Below are 12872 nucleotides of genomic sequence, written 5' to 3'. Positions count from 1 at the left end.
TGTCCCGGGCCAAGGACCGTCGTGTCTGAGCATCGACTGGAATGACTCCCCTTCGAGTGGTCAGCGATTCGGCTGCGCCCAGCGCATTCGCACTGCCAGCATGGGCGGATGCAGTCCGCCGCCGGTCTGGAGCCACGAACTCGGTATACGAGGGCAGGGATGATCGTCTCGGTCGTCTCCGGTTTTGCGGGCACAGCTTGGTCGATCCTCTGCCTCGGGCTGTACGCCTCCAGTGACCGCCAGGTCATCAGTGGCGTCACCTTCGAGCCCGAACCGAGCGCACGACTCCTGGTCACGATCGGCGCCATGGTCGGACTGAGCCTGCTTCCAGCGCTCTTGGGTCTGGCGGGTTTGCGCGGCAAGCCACTCGGTAGGAACCGCCGGCATTGGTGGCTGGTTTCGCTGATCTTCGGTGGCTGGTTCTTGGCGGCAGCCCTCGATGGTGGGACGACCCTCCTCAGCTCACTCCTGTCGCTGTTGACGGGACTTGCCGCCGGGCTGGTCGCCCTCACCCTGCCTGGACGGAGTGCAGCCAGGCCGCGTGAATAGGCCACCGATCCACGCGCGCTCGGAACCCGAACCGCCACATGCGTGCGGCAATGCGGTGAGTCCGTCGCGGCCCCGCCGCTGGTGGCGCGATTGATGCAGACTCTGTAGATGGACTGGACACGTACGGGTCTCGCATCCGCTGGATTCAAGGGTTTCGTGCCGTTCAACGAGCTGCCCATCGCGTCAGTTCCTCGTGGTGCTGGCGTCTACGTCGTGCTACGTGAAAAGGACGAAGCCCCTGGGTTCCTGGCGGCGAGTCCTGCAGGGCACTTCAAGGGAAAGGACCCGTCCGTTGATCGACCTTCCCTCGAGGACGCGTGGGTTCGGAGTTCGCGAGTCCTCTACATCGGAAAGGCGTCAGTCGGAACCTCAGGCCGACGTGGGCTCGCCAAGCGGCTTGACGAGTTCCGACGCCATGGCGCTGGGGAGCCGGTCGGTCACTGGGGCGGCCGCTACCTCTGGCAACTAGCGGACAGTGACGAGTTGCTGGTCATGGCGAGAGACTCCGGATCGAGAACCGGAAGACGTCGAGTCGGAGCTCATCGCCCAATTCGTCACCGACTTCGGAAGTAGACCGTTCGCGAACCGGAAGGTGGGCCGGCGCCTGGCCCCGGGGCGGTGAAGAGGGCGGATTGACCCACCGCTCAGAAGGAAACCGGTCGCCAGGTCACATCTTCGCGCCAGCCAGGAATCTCGCACGCCCAGCCTGCAATCAATGAATGTGCCGTGCGCATGTCTTGAGCGTCAGCACCGAAGTGGCGGTCAGGACGGCCGTCGCGGTACTCGACGATGTACGTGCCGTCGTCGTTGCGTGCGCTCTGCGCGTACGTCTGTCCCGTCGCGTCGGTCAACGACTCGACGATGAGATATGTGCTGTCGCCCGCCTCGAGGTCTTCGAACATCATGAACAGCGCATCTTCGGAAGGATCGAGGATCACATCGCCTGACTCCGATGTCGCACGCAGTACCGGCTCGCGACTCATGGCTCGAAGTCTTTCACCCCTCACGCGCTAGTAGCCGGCGATTCCAGATTCTCGTGACGAAGTGCCAGCGGATGGCTCATCCGCGATGTCGCACGGCCGAGAGTGAGTCGTGCCCTCGCGGGTACACGATCAGCATGAGCCTCTCCATCGGATGCACCCTCATGTGCGAGCAGTCCCCGCCCACGAAGCTGGTGAAGTACGCCCAGACCGCCGAGGAGGTGGGATTCCCGTTCGCCGTCATGAGCGACCACTTCAACCCGTGGCTCGACGAGCAGGGCCACAGCCCGAACGCGTGGGTGACCCTCGGCGCGGTCGCCAACGCCACGCAGACGCTGGAGTTGATGACATACGTGACGTGCCCGATCGGGCGCTATCACCCGACGGTCGTGGCGCAGCAGGCCGCGACGCTCGGCGTTCTGAGCGAGGGACGGTTCTCGCTCGGCCTGGGCGCGGGGGAGAACCTCAACGAGCACGTCATCGGTGAGGGCTGGAACCCGGTCAACGTTCGCCACGAGCGGTTCGCCGAGGCGCTCCAGATCATCAGCGAGCTCCTCGACGGCGGGTACGTCAACTTCGTCGGCGACCACTACCGAGTGGACTCCGCGAAGCTCTGGGACCTGCCGGAGACGCGGGTGCCCATCGGCGTCGCGGTCAGCGGCCTCCAGTCGATCGAGATCGCCGCTCCCTGGGGCGACTTCATGATCGCCGTCGAGCCCGATGGCGATGCGGTCAAGGCCTTCGACGAGGCGACCACCGCGAAGAAGCCGGCACGCAAGGTCGGTCAGCTGCCGATCTCGTGGGACTCCGACCAGGACAAGGCGCTGACTCGAGCCCATGAGCAGTTCCGCTGGTTCGCGGGCGGCTGGAAGGTCAACGCCGAGCTGCCTGGCCCGTCCGCGTTCGACGCGGCCACCCAGTTCGTCCGCCCCGAGGACGTCGCGGGCCAGATCCCCTGCGGCAACGACATCGACGCGGTGCTCGAGGCAGTCCGGCCGTTCGCTGAGGCTGGTTTCACTGACCTCGCGTTACTTCAGATCGGCGACGAGGGGCAGGACCAGTTCTTCGAGGCTGCGCCAGAGATCTTGGCGGCCTTGAAGCAGGAGTTTGGCGCCTGATCGGCTCGGTTAGTCGGGCCGATGCACGTAGTTCTGATGCGATCGCGAGACGTGGAAGCGACGCGCGCGCAGCGGCATTCGCGGCTACTAGACGATTCCGTTAGGTCCGGTGTCTGGCCAGACTCGGACCAGGTGATCGGCGGGCAGCTCTCTATGCGGCTGCCCACCGCGGAACTGGTGTGGCTCACTTTCGGTCTGCAGCCCGCCGGTCACCGTGACGAGGCGTGGCTCAAGAAGGGACTGCCCTGCTCGTAGTAGCAATGCCCACCTCGCCGTCCATCCACGGGAACGAGCACAGGCTGGAGCAGCAGATGGAGCACGTCATCATCGGGGTCGATCCCCACAAAATCTCAGCGACGATCGAGGTCGTCGACCAGCACGAACAGCTACTTGGCGCCGGCCGGTTCACCACCGACCGGGCCGGCTACAGCCATGCTGAGCTACGCGAAGTCCTGGCCGGACCGAGTCTGGGCGGTCGAAGGAAGCAACGGCGCGGGCCGACCACTCGCTCAACGGCTCCTCGAGAACGGTGAACAGGTCGTCGACGTCCCGGCGAAGCTCGCCGCACGGGTCCGGCTCTTCGACACCGGCCACAACCGCAAGACCGACGCCCACGACGCTCACGCGGTCGCCGTCGTCGCAGTGCGGACCAGCACCTTGCGGGTGCTGCAGCTCGACGGCGAACTGGAGGCGCTGCGGATGCTCACCGACCGCCGCGAAACCCTCACACGCCGGCGGATTCAGACCGTCGACCGGCTCCAAGCGCTGCTGGCAGAACTGCTGCCAGGACAGGCCAAACGTGACATCACCACCGGACAGGCCAAGCCATGCTCGCGTCAGTTCGGCCCCGTGACATCGCCGGGAAGACCCGCCGGCGGATCGCCGCCGAGGAACTTGCCGAACTGGTCGGGGTCGAAGCCAAGATCAAAAGGCCACCGCCGGACTCAAAGCCATCGTCGTGGCCCGCGGCTCGCACGTGATGGACATCCACGGAGTCGGCCCGGTCGTCGCAGCGCGGATCCTGGCTGACGTCGGCGACGTCACACGCTTCGCTGACCGGAACCGGTTCGCGTCCTGGACCGGCACCGCACCCTTGGACGCGTCCTCCGGCGAGCAGAACCGACACCGGCTCTCGAGGGCCGGGAACCGGCGCATGAACCACATGATCCACATTGCCGCGATCAGCCAGATCCGACTCGACACCGACGGCCGCGACTACTACCGACGCAAGCGCGCCGAAGGCAAGAAATCACTCGAGGCGATCCGGTGCCTCAAACGAAGGATCTCCGACGCCATCTCTCGCCAACTCCTCGACGACGCCCAAAAAGCCGCTGGCACGGGCCCGGGAGGGCACTGCGGGGCGACTCAAGAATCCAGCGCGGTCGACCTGCCCCCGCCCATCGACACTTCGGATCAGCCACTTCCCGGACCCGCTGAAAAGACGTTACGCCGGACCGGTTGACAACAGAAGGGAGCCGGAATGACCCGTCCCTCGAGCGTGCGACTGCGCACGCCGATTGCACACTACGGCGCTTTCCGGGAGCCCACCTCCTCGGTCGATGCCAAGGTGAAACACTGGCGAGGTTGAGATGAGCCGGGCTTGCCCGACACGGACCCGCTTCATTGCCACAGCAGTTTCTGCTTCATGCTGTCTTCGGTTGTCTTCGACCTGGTTGGACGGGACACGACAGGAAGGTAAATGGTCCGCATGACCGCTACCGCTACTTAAATGATGCTCCAGGGCATCTTCGCCTCTGCACAGGTCGCAGCCGACCTCTTGGTCAACGCTGCTGTCATCGCAGGGTCAGGCTGAGCTCAACAAGAAAAGACCGCGGCACGCGAGGGTGGACCTTTCTGCCGCGCGCAAAGTGGCTGCCTCCGTTGTGTCCCGATTAGCATGAGTATTTTGCGGCGCTATGGCGAAGGTCAGCGTGTCGAACAGCGCATGGCACCCCGGAGAGGTTTCGAGGTGGGCGAGGTTGAGTTCGGTGAGTTTTCGATCGTCGCCGCATCTGTCGGTCCGCGTAGTCGGCGACCTCGGCACGAGCGCTAGCCTGCGAGTTGGCAGGAGGCTCTGATTCGCTTTGGACACATGCGGTTGTCCCGCACGAAGTCATTCCTGGAGTGCCGATCCGAAGCCGTTCGAAGGTCTTCATACCGAATGGGCTACTGCCGACTCAATAGAAGCGACAATGTCAGTTACTTGTTCGTGCTCCCAGAAACGCAGCACATGCCACCCGTCCCCCGCGAGCGCGTTATCTTGTTCCCGGTCGCGCGCGCGATTCCGATCCAGCTTCGGATTCCAGTACCCCTGATTCCGCTGCGGGCGAGATCCGTGTACGGGGCAGCTGTGCCAGAAGCACCCGTCGATGAACACGGCAAGGCGCTTCCGGGTGAAGACGATGTCGGGCCGCGCCTTGACAGTGGGAGTCTTGACCACCAGGTCTTTTCGAAACCGGTGTCCAGCCCGATGGAGGGCCGATCTCACGGCGACCTCGATCCGGGTGTCGGTCCCTCGGATAGCTGCCATGTTTCGTGATCGGCCGGGTGTCGTCGTCTCCTGGTACTCCATATATCAACGGTACGAACCTTGGCTCTCAGTTCACCACCCCTGGACCAAGGACGGATCGCTTTGCCGAATTACGTCGGTGTAATCTGAGACCATCGGATGTAGTGGGCTCCAAGTCGCGTGCCCGCCGTCTAGAACCGAGCTGGAGGATTGAATGAAGCTCACGAGCGTTGAGATCTGCGCCGGTGCTGGGGGACAGTCTTCGGGGCTTGAGAAGGCGGGATTCGAGCACTCGGCTGTGGTCGAACTTGATCCAGATGCCTGCGAGACCCTTCGACTGAACCGACCGGAGTGGGACATCATCGAAAAGGACGTCCACGACTTCGATGGACGTCCATACCGGGGTGTCGACCTCCTCGCTGGTGGCGTGCCATGTCCCCCGTTCTCCATCGCGGGCAAGCAGCTCGGTGCAGACGACGAGCGCGACCTATTCCCGGAGGCACTGCGGCTTGTGGAGGAGATTAGTCCGAAAGCCGTACTGCTAGAAAATGTTCGGGGTCTCGCTGGATCACGGTTTGACAATTACCGGACACAGATTCTGGAGCGCCTCGAGGACCTCGGTTACCACCACCACTGGCACCTATTCAATTCGAGCGAGTTTGGTGTCCCGCAGCTGCGGCCGCGTTTTATTCTGATCGCACTCAAGCCCGACGTTGACTCATTCTTCGACTGGCCTAGTGCCGTGACGACCGCTCCGACGGTCGGCGAGACACTGCATGAACTCATGGCGCAGGACGGATGGAGTGGCGCTGATGCCTGGGCTGAGCGGGCGAATGGTATCGCGCCGACTCTTGTCGGCGGATCGAGAAAGCACGGCGGGCCAGACCTTGGACCGACGCGTGCTCGGGCAGGGTGGCTCAAGCTCGGAGTCGATGGTCGCAGCATCGCAAATCACGCTCCGACGGCAAGTGATCCGATTGAGCACACCCCGAAGCTGACACTTGACATGACAGCTCGCATCCAAGGATTCGACCCTGCCTGGAAGTTCTTTGGCAAGAAGACCGCCGCCTACCGGCAGATCGGTAACGCGTTCCCGCCACCCGTCGCTCAGGCGATGGGCGAGTCTGTGGCCACTGCCATAAAGGAGGCCGCGAGCGCCGAGCGCCGCGCAGCCCTCAGGTCAGTTGCTAGCTAAGACTTCCAGTTTGCGGCGTTGGGCCTCGTGCTTGATTGCCGTCGCGATGTTCGCGGGCCACGGAGCGGATTTCGTCAACCGGTAAAAGGACCACGTCCGTTCGCCGACGTCGAGCTTGCGGTTGTGATGTTCGTAGTCCCAGCCCAGAAAACGAAGGTCTCGGAGTCGTCGCTGCCAGTCGTCCTGGTACTCCCGGGCACAGGCAACGGCTTCGATCAGGTCGGCGCGTACCCAGTCGGGAGACATTGCCCGAAGTAGTTCGCCTATCCGCTGACGCGGATCTGCCATCGCGACAGCTCCTCTGATCCTGTCCGCGATGTGGTCCCACTTCGCGAAGAATTGTTGCCGACCAACGTTGCACTCCTCGCACAGCGCCTCGAGGTTGTCACGGTGCGGCTCGCCACCCCAGTTGATCGGGATCTTTTGAACAACTGCGAGGCGTGCTCCGTCTCGTTTGGGCGTCCTCCCGCACTGCGCACACCGCTGTGAAGCGAGCACCTCCGCGCGCAGCCGCAAGCTGACCGATGATCGACGACTCGCTGACGCAGCCTTGGCTGTCCAACCGACGAGTTCGAACGTCACGTCGGGGGCAGCGTTCCGTCGGATATCGAAGTACGCGTCGAGAGGGCTGAGCACTTCATCCAGCGAGCAAAATTCCTCTCCAGCTACGTTCTCGATAAAGAACCGCATTTCATGCTCCGTCGGTGGATTACCTCTCCGCCGAAACAGCAAGCCGTACACGGCGCGCTGTCGCTCTCCGGCCACAATGCTCCGCAGCTGATCGCTGAGCGGATCGGGAAGCGCGGCATTTACCATATTTCGACGCTAGCCGGCTGTCACGTCTCTATTCTGGGTTTCAGAACAGCATGAAGGAGGCCTGGTGTCGGATGAGCGCGTCACCTTGAGTCCGGCGCGTGGCATCGATCCTGAGCTCGACGCGGTCACTGATGAGCTTTATCGCCTTGACTCAACCGGCGACCGCGTGGCCGCGGTGCTTCGCGAGACCCTTGATCAGCTTTACGACGGTCAGCACACGGGCCGATGGAGCTTCGTCCAACTCCACAAGACCGAGAAGACCCACATGGGCACACTCGTCGAAATCAACCTTCATCGCGAGTTTGATTTCATTGACGGCGACGCCACGGATTACGAGATCGCGGGTGTAGAGGTCGACTGCAAGTACTCAATGGCGGGCTCCTGGACACTGCCGCCTGAAGTGGTTGGGCATCTGGCCTTGGTGCTGACGGCGAACGATCCGTCAGCTCAATGGATGGCAGGTCTCGTGCGCGTCACCGCAGACAAGCTCAATCCCGGGCGCAATCGGGACGCAAAGGGCACGCTTTCGGTGCACGGGCGTTCGCAGATTCGTTGGCTTTGGCCCGGTCATCCTGGATTGACTCCCAATCTCTTCCATGAGCTCCATCATGAGGACCGCGAGGCGATCTTCGACGCCAAAGCACGACGCGGAAACCAACACGGGCAGGCACGAGTCAACGAGTTATTCCGGCGTGTGCAGCGACGGATAATCCGTCGTGCGGAGTTGGCGACTGTCGCACAACAAGACGATTTCATGAAGCGCGCGCGGGGAAACGGAGGTGCCCGGACGGCGCTACAACCCGAAGGCATCGTCGTTCTCGGGCACCAGGACAACGATCCACGTGTCGCCGAAGCGCTCGGGCTGCACGTACCGCGCAAGGGGGAGTTCATCTCGGCTCGAATCGTCCCTGCCGAAGTGCCACCGCGCGGCATGGTCGCCGAGATTAACGGCGGGACGTGGCGTCTTGCTGAGCCGGAGGACGCGGTTGTCGAAGCGCCGACGATCAATCGAACCTGGGGATAGTTCGAGTGTGGGATCGTGCCGAAGTCTACGGTTGATCCATGACTGAGCCCACTGGCGCGTCTCCGCCGAGCCAAGACGATGTAGTCGACGAAAGCCTTGAAGACGACGAAGGCCTCTATAAGATGAAGGAGTCGTCGCTCTCCTACTTTGGGGCTGACTTTGACGTCCGAGGACTAGTGCAGCGTCTTCGCGACGACGACATCGTTATCCCTCGCTTTGACCCAGATGAGTCAGACGGCGCGAGCCTCGCAGGTTTCCAACGCCAGCGCGTTTGGACGAAAGCGAAGATGGAGCAGTTCATCGAGTCGCTTCTTCTGGGTTGGCCAGTTCCCAGCATCTTTCTCGTTCTCGATGAGGACCAGAGGTACCTCGTGCTGGACGGTCAGCAACGCTTGACAGCCCTTGAGTACTTCTTTGCTGGCAAGTATCCAGACGGGAAGGACTTCGCTCTCGCCGACGTCGCCGAACACTTGCAGAACGCGACATACGAAACGCTGTCTTCAGAAAGCAAGCGAAAGCTGAACAACACATTCATCCAGGCAACGGTCATAGAGCCGCGCGGGGAGGATGGACCGGAATCCGTCTACCGCTTGTTCGGTCGCTTGAACAGCGGCGGAGTGTCGTTGACTGCTCAGGAGATCCGTGTGGCGCTGTTCCTTGGCCCAGCGGTTGACTGGATTCGAGATCTGAACCGTGACGGCTTCTGGCGTGCGCTATTTGGCAAACCGAGTCCGCGTCTAAAAGATCACGAGCTGATTCTCCGGGCATTGTCGATGTTCGAGGTGTTGAACGATATCGCTGGAAATTGGGACGACGATGAGTTGCGACGAATGGCATACGAGCCGCCGATGTCAGACCACCTCAACTCCTACCTCAGCTCACACCGCAAGCTCCAGGACCTGGACACTCAAGCGATCGGCGATGCATTCCAGCATGCCACGGCCCATCTGTTTGCAGCAGCCGACCGCGACGGGCTTCGATTCAACGGCCGCATCAACGCTGCTCACGTGGATGCGACGATCTCGGTGCTGATGTGGCTCCACCTCCACGAAAAGATGCCCAGCCGAACTGAGTTGCGCGACGGCCTCAACAAGCTCCGCGACGATGATCAATACACCGAGTACGTCACCCAAAGTACGTCGCATCGGGAGAACGTCTACGGTCGTTTGCGCCTCGCCTTGAGCGCCCTGGAGAAGTGACATGACTGCAGGGGCCCGATCGGAGGCGCATGCATTCTGGGCTCGTCTTGAAGCGGAGTACCAGCGATACCAATCAGCGGTCCGTGTGCTGCCTGCCGGAAACGAAAAGATTCAAGAAGACCTGCGGCGCTATCTCTGTCTGCGGTGTGCAGGTTTCCTCGAACAGGTGACATTCATCATCATCGACGGATACCTCGAGCAGAAGGCGGGCGGTCCGGCGCTGAGCTTCTCGCGCTCCTGGTTCAAGCGTGCCCCAAACCTCACGGTCGATGCTTTCACGAAGCTGATCGCTCGATTCGGCGAGAATCACGCGGTGTCCTTTGACTTGTTCCTCACAGCGGTGCGCCGGGATGCGCTGGGAGACCTTCTCGGCATACGGAACGATGTTGCGCACGGCAAAGTCTTCAACGGGCAGAGGCTCGCGCCGGAAAGATATGTCCAACTATGCGAGGACATCTACGACTGGCTCGTCGAGACCTTCCTGGGAGAGAGCGTTGAGGTGATCGACGCTTCGGGCACTCGGACGCTGGCGTACGAGAAATCCCCGTGAAGGTTAGTTTCCTATCGCGTCACGAGGCACCCAGTGGGCCGGGTTGACAACTGACGGCGCTGATCCATCGTCCCGGTGGTGACAAGCGAGTGCCCGTCTCCCCACCGGCTGGATCGGTAGGTCCTACGACTGGCCGGATGTGAAAGGTCGGGGTCCCACGACAACCTGTCGTCTCGGTCAGGGGCAACCAAGAAGTAACGACCGATCGAGATTTACCTCGATCGGGCCGTACTTGCCGCCAGCGTGGTGGACCCGGCTTCGAGCCCAGTATCAATAGAGCTTGGCACCTGAAGAACGCGCGCCTGTCGGCGAGGACAGCGGGTGACGTTGCGACGAACACGACAATCCATCTGTCCAAGACTACGAAGATGCGTGACCGGAGCAGTGCCAGCTGCAGCTTGCCAGCTGCAATGCGAAGACGTTCGGGCAGCGCCAGCGGCGTTCTCCATGTAGCCGTTACTGGGCGGAATGACGCGACTTCGCTGAGCGCCCACGGCGTCCCCGGAGCCATGTCCGCGTGCACGCCATAGAGTCGAACCGTGGAGCAGACGCGCGCGGTCGACCTCGTTCTCGAGGGCGGGGGAGTCAAGGGGATCGCCCTGGTGGGCGCCGCGACCGCGCTCGCTGAGCACGGCTACACGTTCCCCCGGATCGGCGGGTCGTCGGCCGGGGCGATGGTCGGCTCCGTGATGGCCGCGATGCAGCACGCGGGGGAGCCGTTCAGTCGCGTCGACGACATCATGCGCACGATCGACTACAGCGCGTTCCTCGACCGACGCAAGCGCGGCGCGATGCTGGGGTGGTGGCCGCGGGCCGCCGACGCGTGGGGCGTGATGTTCCACCTCGGGGCGCATCCCGGCCGCCACATGGAGCAGTGGCTGAAGGGCGTCCTGGGCGACCTCGGAGTGCGCACCTTCGGCGATCTCTACTTCGACGACCCGGGCAGCGCGCTGCCGCAGGGCCAGTCGTACCGCCTCGTGGTCACCGCGAGCGACCTCTCTCGCCAGCGGGCCATGTTCCTGCCCTGGGACCTGCCCGCCCACGGCCACGACCCGGACGAGTACTCGGTGGCGCGGGCCGTGCGCGCCTCGGCCGCCATCCCGTTCCTGTTCGAGCCCGTCCGGCTGAAGTCGAAGTACGGCACCCTGACGCTGGCCGACGGCTCGCTCCTGCGCAGCTACCCCATCGAGCTGTTCGACCGACGCGACGGGCTGCCCAGCCGCTGGCCCACCCTCGGCGTGCGGCTCAGCTCGCCGGCGGGGGAGCGGGCGAAGGCCAAGCCGGTCACCTCGCCGCTGTCGCTGCTGACCAACCTGATCTTCACCACCGTCGACTCCACCCAGGTCCGTCATGTGAGCGACCCGGCCGCGATCGACCGCAGCATCTTCGCCAAGCCGAAGGGCGTCCGCTGGACCGACTTCGACCTCACCCCCGAGCAGCGCGCGAGCCTGTTCGAGTCGGGCCACAAGGCGGCCACCGCCTGGGTCCAGCGAAACCCGTCCGGGCCGCCGGTGCCAGAGCCCGTCGAGGCCGGCGACGTCATCCCCGCGTGGCGTCCCGAGCCCATCGAGTGAAGTCGAGGGCTTCATTTTCCAGTAATGAAGGTATATGCTTCATTCCATGGAAATGAAGGTTTCACCTTCACAGACCGTGGCGCTGATCGGCGACCTCGTGGCCTCACGGCAGGCCACCTCGCGCGCCGAAGCGCAGGAACGGCTCATCGACGCCTTGGCCGCCGCGGCCGAGCTCGTCCCCTCGGAGCAACCGCCCGCACCCACGATCGGCGACGAGTTCCAGTCCACCCACGCCACACTGCATGACGCCCTGCTCACCGCGCTCGTCGTGCGGCTCGCGCTCCCGGAGGGGATGGACGCGCGTGTCGGCGTCGGCGTCGGCACCTTCGAAGTCGTCGGTCGCTCCGAGTACGGTCTGACCCAGGACGGGCCGGCCTGGTGGAACGCGCGCGACGCGATCGGCGAGGTCGAGCAACGTGTCGCCCGCCAGTCGGGGCTGCGCACGTGGGTGCACGAAGGGGGAACCGTGAACGCATATCTGATGGCTCGCGACCAGGTGGTCAGCGGGTTCGACGGCCGGCAGCGCCGACTGACCCTGGGCCTGCTGCAGGGCCGCACCCAGCGCGAGCTCGCCGTGGCCGAGGGCATCTCCGCGTCCGCGGTCTCCCAGTCGCTGCGCCGCAGCGGCGCCCTCGCGGTCGTCGACGGTGTGGAGCTGGTGCGCTGATGGCCCTGCTCGCCCTCGTCCTGCTCGCGATCTGCCTCGCCGAGTACCTGCGCCACGTCGACCGGATGTGGGTGGTCGTCGTCGAGGTCGTCGCCATGGTCGCGATCGTGATCCTCGCGGCGTACGCCCTCGGCTACGGCCCGGGCGCCGGCTGGCTGCCCGCGATCGTCGGCCTGTGGTGGGCCAGCGCCCGCACCGTGCCCTCGTGGCGGATCCCCGGCATGGTCGTCTCCGGCATCGGCGCGCTGCTCGCGCTCATCGCGTCACCCGCGATCGATCGCAACCAACCCCCGATGCTCGACTGGTACGAGTCGCTCGACGTGCCGGCACTGGCCGAGGTCAGCCTCGACGAGATGGTGCTCGCCGTCGTCACCGCCGTGGCGATGATCGGTCCCGCCAACGCCATCGTCCGTGAGGTGCTCGACCGCGTCGGCCGCGGCCTGCTCGCCGAGGAGCGCCGGCTCAAGGGCGGCCGGGTCATCGGTCCGCTCGAGCGGGTGCTCGTCTTCGGCTTCGCCATCGGCGGCAACTACGGGGGAGTGGCGGCGATCCTCGCGGCCAAGGGCATCCTGCGCTTTCCCGAGATCTCCAAGGACGAGGGCGACGGGTCGCGAGCCGAGTACGTGCTCGTCGGCAGCTTCGTCAGCTGGTTCCTCGCGCTCGCGCTCGTGCCGCTGTTCTGACCACCGGG

At 64.0% G+C, this 12872-nt stretch carries 14 protein-coding genes; 11 read left to right on the top strand and 3 right to left on the bottom strand.

All coding sequences use genetic code 11. The features are described 5' to 3' along the window. The first annotated feature begins 159 nt into the window (after positions 1–159). On the top strand, positions 160–549 hold the full coding sequence (locus tag B5D60_RS01460; RefSeq protein ID WP_078698498.1) for a hypothetical protein: 390 nt from the start codon (positions 160–162) through the stop codon (positions 547–549). A gap of 644 nt (positions 550–1193) precedes the next feature. Here the strand turns inward: B5D60_RS01460 and B5D60_RS01450 are convergent. Further along, positions 1194–1532, bottom strand: coding sequence for a hypothetical protein (locus tag B5D60_RS01450; RefSeq protein WP_078698497.1), 339 nt, complete (start codon positions 1530–1532; stop codon positions 1194–1196). A 134-nt stretch (positions 1533–1666) separates the two neighbouring features. Between B5D60_RS01450 and B5D60_RS01445 the strand changes: the two genes are divergently transcribed. The 3 genes from B5D60_RS01445 (at position 1667) to B5D60_RS16995 (ending at position 4109) form a co-directional block, all read left to right on the top strand. Beyond that, positions 1667–2647 (top strand): TIGR03557 family F420-dependent LLM class oxidoreductase, encoded by a 981-nt coding sequence (locus tag B5D60_RS01445; RefSeq protein ID WP_078698496.1) that lies wholly within the window; start codon positions 1667–1669, stop codon positions 2645–2647. 432 nt (positions 2648–3079) lie between these two features. Then, positions 3080–3676, top strand: a complete 597-nt coding sequence (locus B5D60_RS17000) for an IS110 family transposase (RefSeq protein WP_197684364.1) — start codon at positions 3080–3082, stop codon at positions 3674–3676. Next, positions 3627–4109, top strand: coding sequence for an IS110 family transposase (locus B5D60_RS16995; protein ID WP_231949077.1), 483 nt, complete (start codon positions 3627–3629; stop codon positions 4107–4109). The genes B5D60_RS17000 and B5D60_RS16995 overlap by 50 nt, the downstream gene beginning before the upstream one ends. Before the next feature lie 690 nt (positions 4110–4799). On the opposite strand, the gene B5D60_RS01430 is transcribed toward B5D60_RS16995, so the two are convergent. Further along, positions 4800–5219: a very short patch repair endonuclease gene (locus B5D60_RS01430; protein WP_078698494.1), complete on the bottom strand. Its 420-nt coding sequence runs from the start codon at positions 5217–5219 to the stop codon at positions 4800–4802. Between the two features lie 151 nt (positions 5220–5370). Between B5D60_RS01430 and B5D60_RS01425 the strand changes: the two genes are divergently transcribed. Further along, positions 5371–6351: a DNA cytosine methyltransferase gene (locus B5D60_RS01425; RefSeq protein WP_078698493.1), complete on the top strand. Its 981-nt coding sequence runs from the start codon at positions 5371–5373 to the stop codon at positions 6349–6351. Here B5D60_RS01425 and B5D60_RS16655 read toward each other — a convergent pair. Further along, positions 6337–7167, bottom strand: coding sequence for an HNH endonuclease (locus B5D60_RS16655; RefSeq protein ID WP_153302826.1), 831 nt, complete (start codon positions 7165–7167; stop codon positions 6337–6339). The genes B5D60_RS01425 and B5D60_RS16655 overlap by 15 nt on opposite strands. A 64-nt stretch (positions 7168–7231) precedes the next feature. Here B5D60_RS16655 and B5D60_RS01420 point away from each other — a divergent pair, with 64 nt between their 5' ends. From B5D60_RS01420 to B5D60_RS01395, 6 genes are all read left to right on the top strand, one after another. After that, positions 7232–8191 (top strand): NaeI family type II restriction endonuclease, encoded by a 960-nt coding sequence (locus B5D60_RS01420; protein ID WP_197684362.1) that lies wholly within the window; start codon positions 7232–7234, stop codon positions 8189–8191. A gap of 38 nt (positions 8192–8229) precedes the next feature. Next, entirely contained in the window at positions 8230–9390 is a 1161-nt protein-coding gene (locus tag B5D60_RS01415) for a DUF262 domain-containing protein (protein WP_078698492.1), read from the top strand. A gap of 1 nt (position 9391) precedes the next feature. Then, on the top strand, positions 9392–9940 hold the full coding sequence (locus tag B5D60_RS01410; RefSeq protein WP_197684361.1) for a hypothetical protein: 549 nt from the start codon (positions 9392–9394) through the stop codon (positions 9938–9940). Positions 9941–10479: 539 nt separating this feature from the next. Next, positions 10480–11514: a patatin-like phospholipase family protein gene (locus B5D60_RS01405; protein WP_078698491.1), complete on the top strand. Its 1035-nt coding sequence runs from the start codon at positions 10480–10482 to the stop codon at positions 11512–11514. A gap of 46 nt (positions 11515–11560) precedes the next feature. Further along, positions 11561–12181 carry a SatD family protein gene (locus tag B5D60_RS01400; RefSeq protein WP_172806223.1) on the top strand — a complete coding sequence of 207 codons (621 nt, stop codon included), beginning with the start codon at positions 11561–11563 and terminating at the stop codon, positions 12179–12181. Further along, on the top strand, positions 12181–12864 hold the full coding sequence (locus B5D60_RS01395; RefSeq protein WP_078698489.1) for a hypothetical protein: 684 nt from the start codon (positions 12181–12183) through the stop codon (positions 12862–12864). Before B5D60_RS01400 ends, B5D60_RS01395 begins: the two co-directional genes overlap by 1 nt. Positions 12865–12872: the final 8 nt, after the last annotated feature.

The organism is Aeromicrobium choanae (assembly GCF_900167475.1).
Classification (GTDB): Bacteria; Actinomycetota; Actinomycetes; order Propionibacteriales; family Nocardioidaceae; genus Aeromicrobium; species Aeromicrobium choanae.
The sequence above is the reverse complement of the archived record's forward strand: the minus strand, read 5'-3'. Positions and strand labels throughout refer to the sequence as shown.

What these genes read in the sequence shown, in the direction of transcription:
- B5D60_RS01460 (WP_078698498.1), top strand. Translation starts at nt 160, where the DNA reads ATGATCGTCTCGGTCGTCTCCGGTTTTGCGGGCACAGCTTGGTCGATC.
- B5D60_RS01450 (WP_078698497.1), bottom strand. Translation starts at nt 1,532, where the DNA reads ATGAGTCGCGAGCCGGTACTGCGTGCGACATCGGAGTCAGGCGATGTG.
- B5D60_RS01445 (WP_078698496.1), top strand. Translation starts at nt 1,667, where the DNA reads ATGAGCCTCTCCATCGGATGCACCCTCATGTGCGAGCAGTCCCCGCCC.
- B5D60_RS17000 (WP_197684364.1), top strand. Translation starts at nt 3,080, where the DNA reads ATGCTGAGCTACGCGAAGTCCTGGCCGGACCGAGTCTGGGCGGTCGAA.
- B5D60_RS16995 (WP_231949077.1), top strand. Translation starts at nt 3,627, where the DNA reads ATGGACATCCACGGAGTCGGCCCGGTCGTCGCAGCGCGGATCCTGGCT.
- B5D60_RS01430 (WP_078698494.1), bottom strand. Translation starts at nt 5,219, where the DNA reads ATGGAGTACCAGGAGACGACGACACCCGGCCGATCACGAAACATGGCA.
- B5D60_RS01425 (WP_078698493.1), top strand. Translation starts at nt 5,371, where the DNA reads ATGAAGCTCACGAGCGTTGAGATCTGCGCCGGTGCTGGGGGACAGTCT.
- B5D60_RS16655 (WP_153302826.1), bottom strand. Translation starts at nt 7,167, where the DNA reads ATGGTAAATGCCGCGCTTCCCGATCCGCTCAGCGATCAGCTGCGGAGC.
- B5D60_RS01415 (WP_078698492.1), top strand. Translation starts at nt 8,230, where the DNA reads ATGACTGAGCCCACTGGCGCGTCTCCGCCGAGCCAAGACGATGTAGTC.
- B5D60_RS01410 (WP_197684361.1), top strand. Translation starts at nt 9,392, where the DNA reads ATGACTGCAGGGGCCCGATCGGAGGCGCATGCATTCTGGGCTCGTCTT.
- B5D60_RS01400 (WP_172806223.1), top strand. Translation starts at nt 11,561, where the DNA reads ATGGAAATGAAGGTTTCACCTTCACAGACCGTGGCGCTGATCGGCGAC.
- B5D60_RS01395 (WP_078698489.1), top strand. Translation starts at nt 12,181, where the DNA reads ATGGCCCTGCTCGCCCTCGTCCTGCTCGCGATCTGCCTCGCCGAGTAC.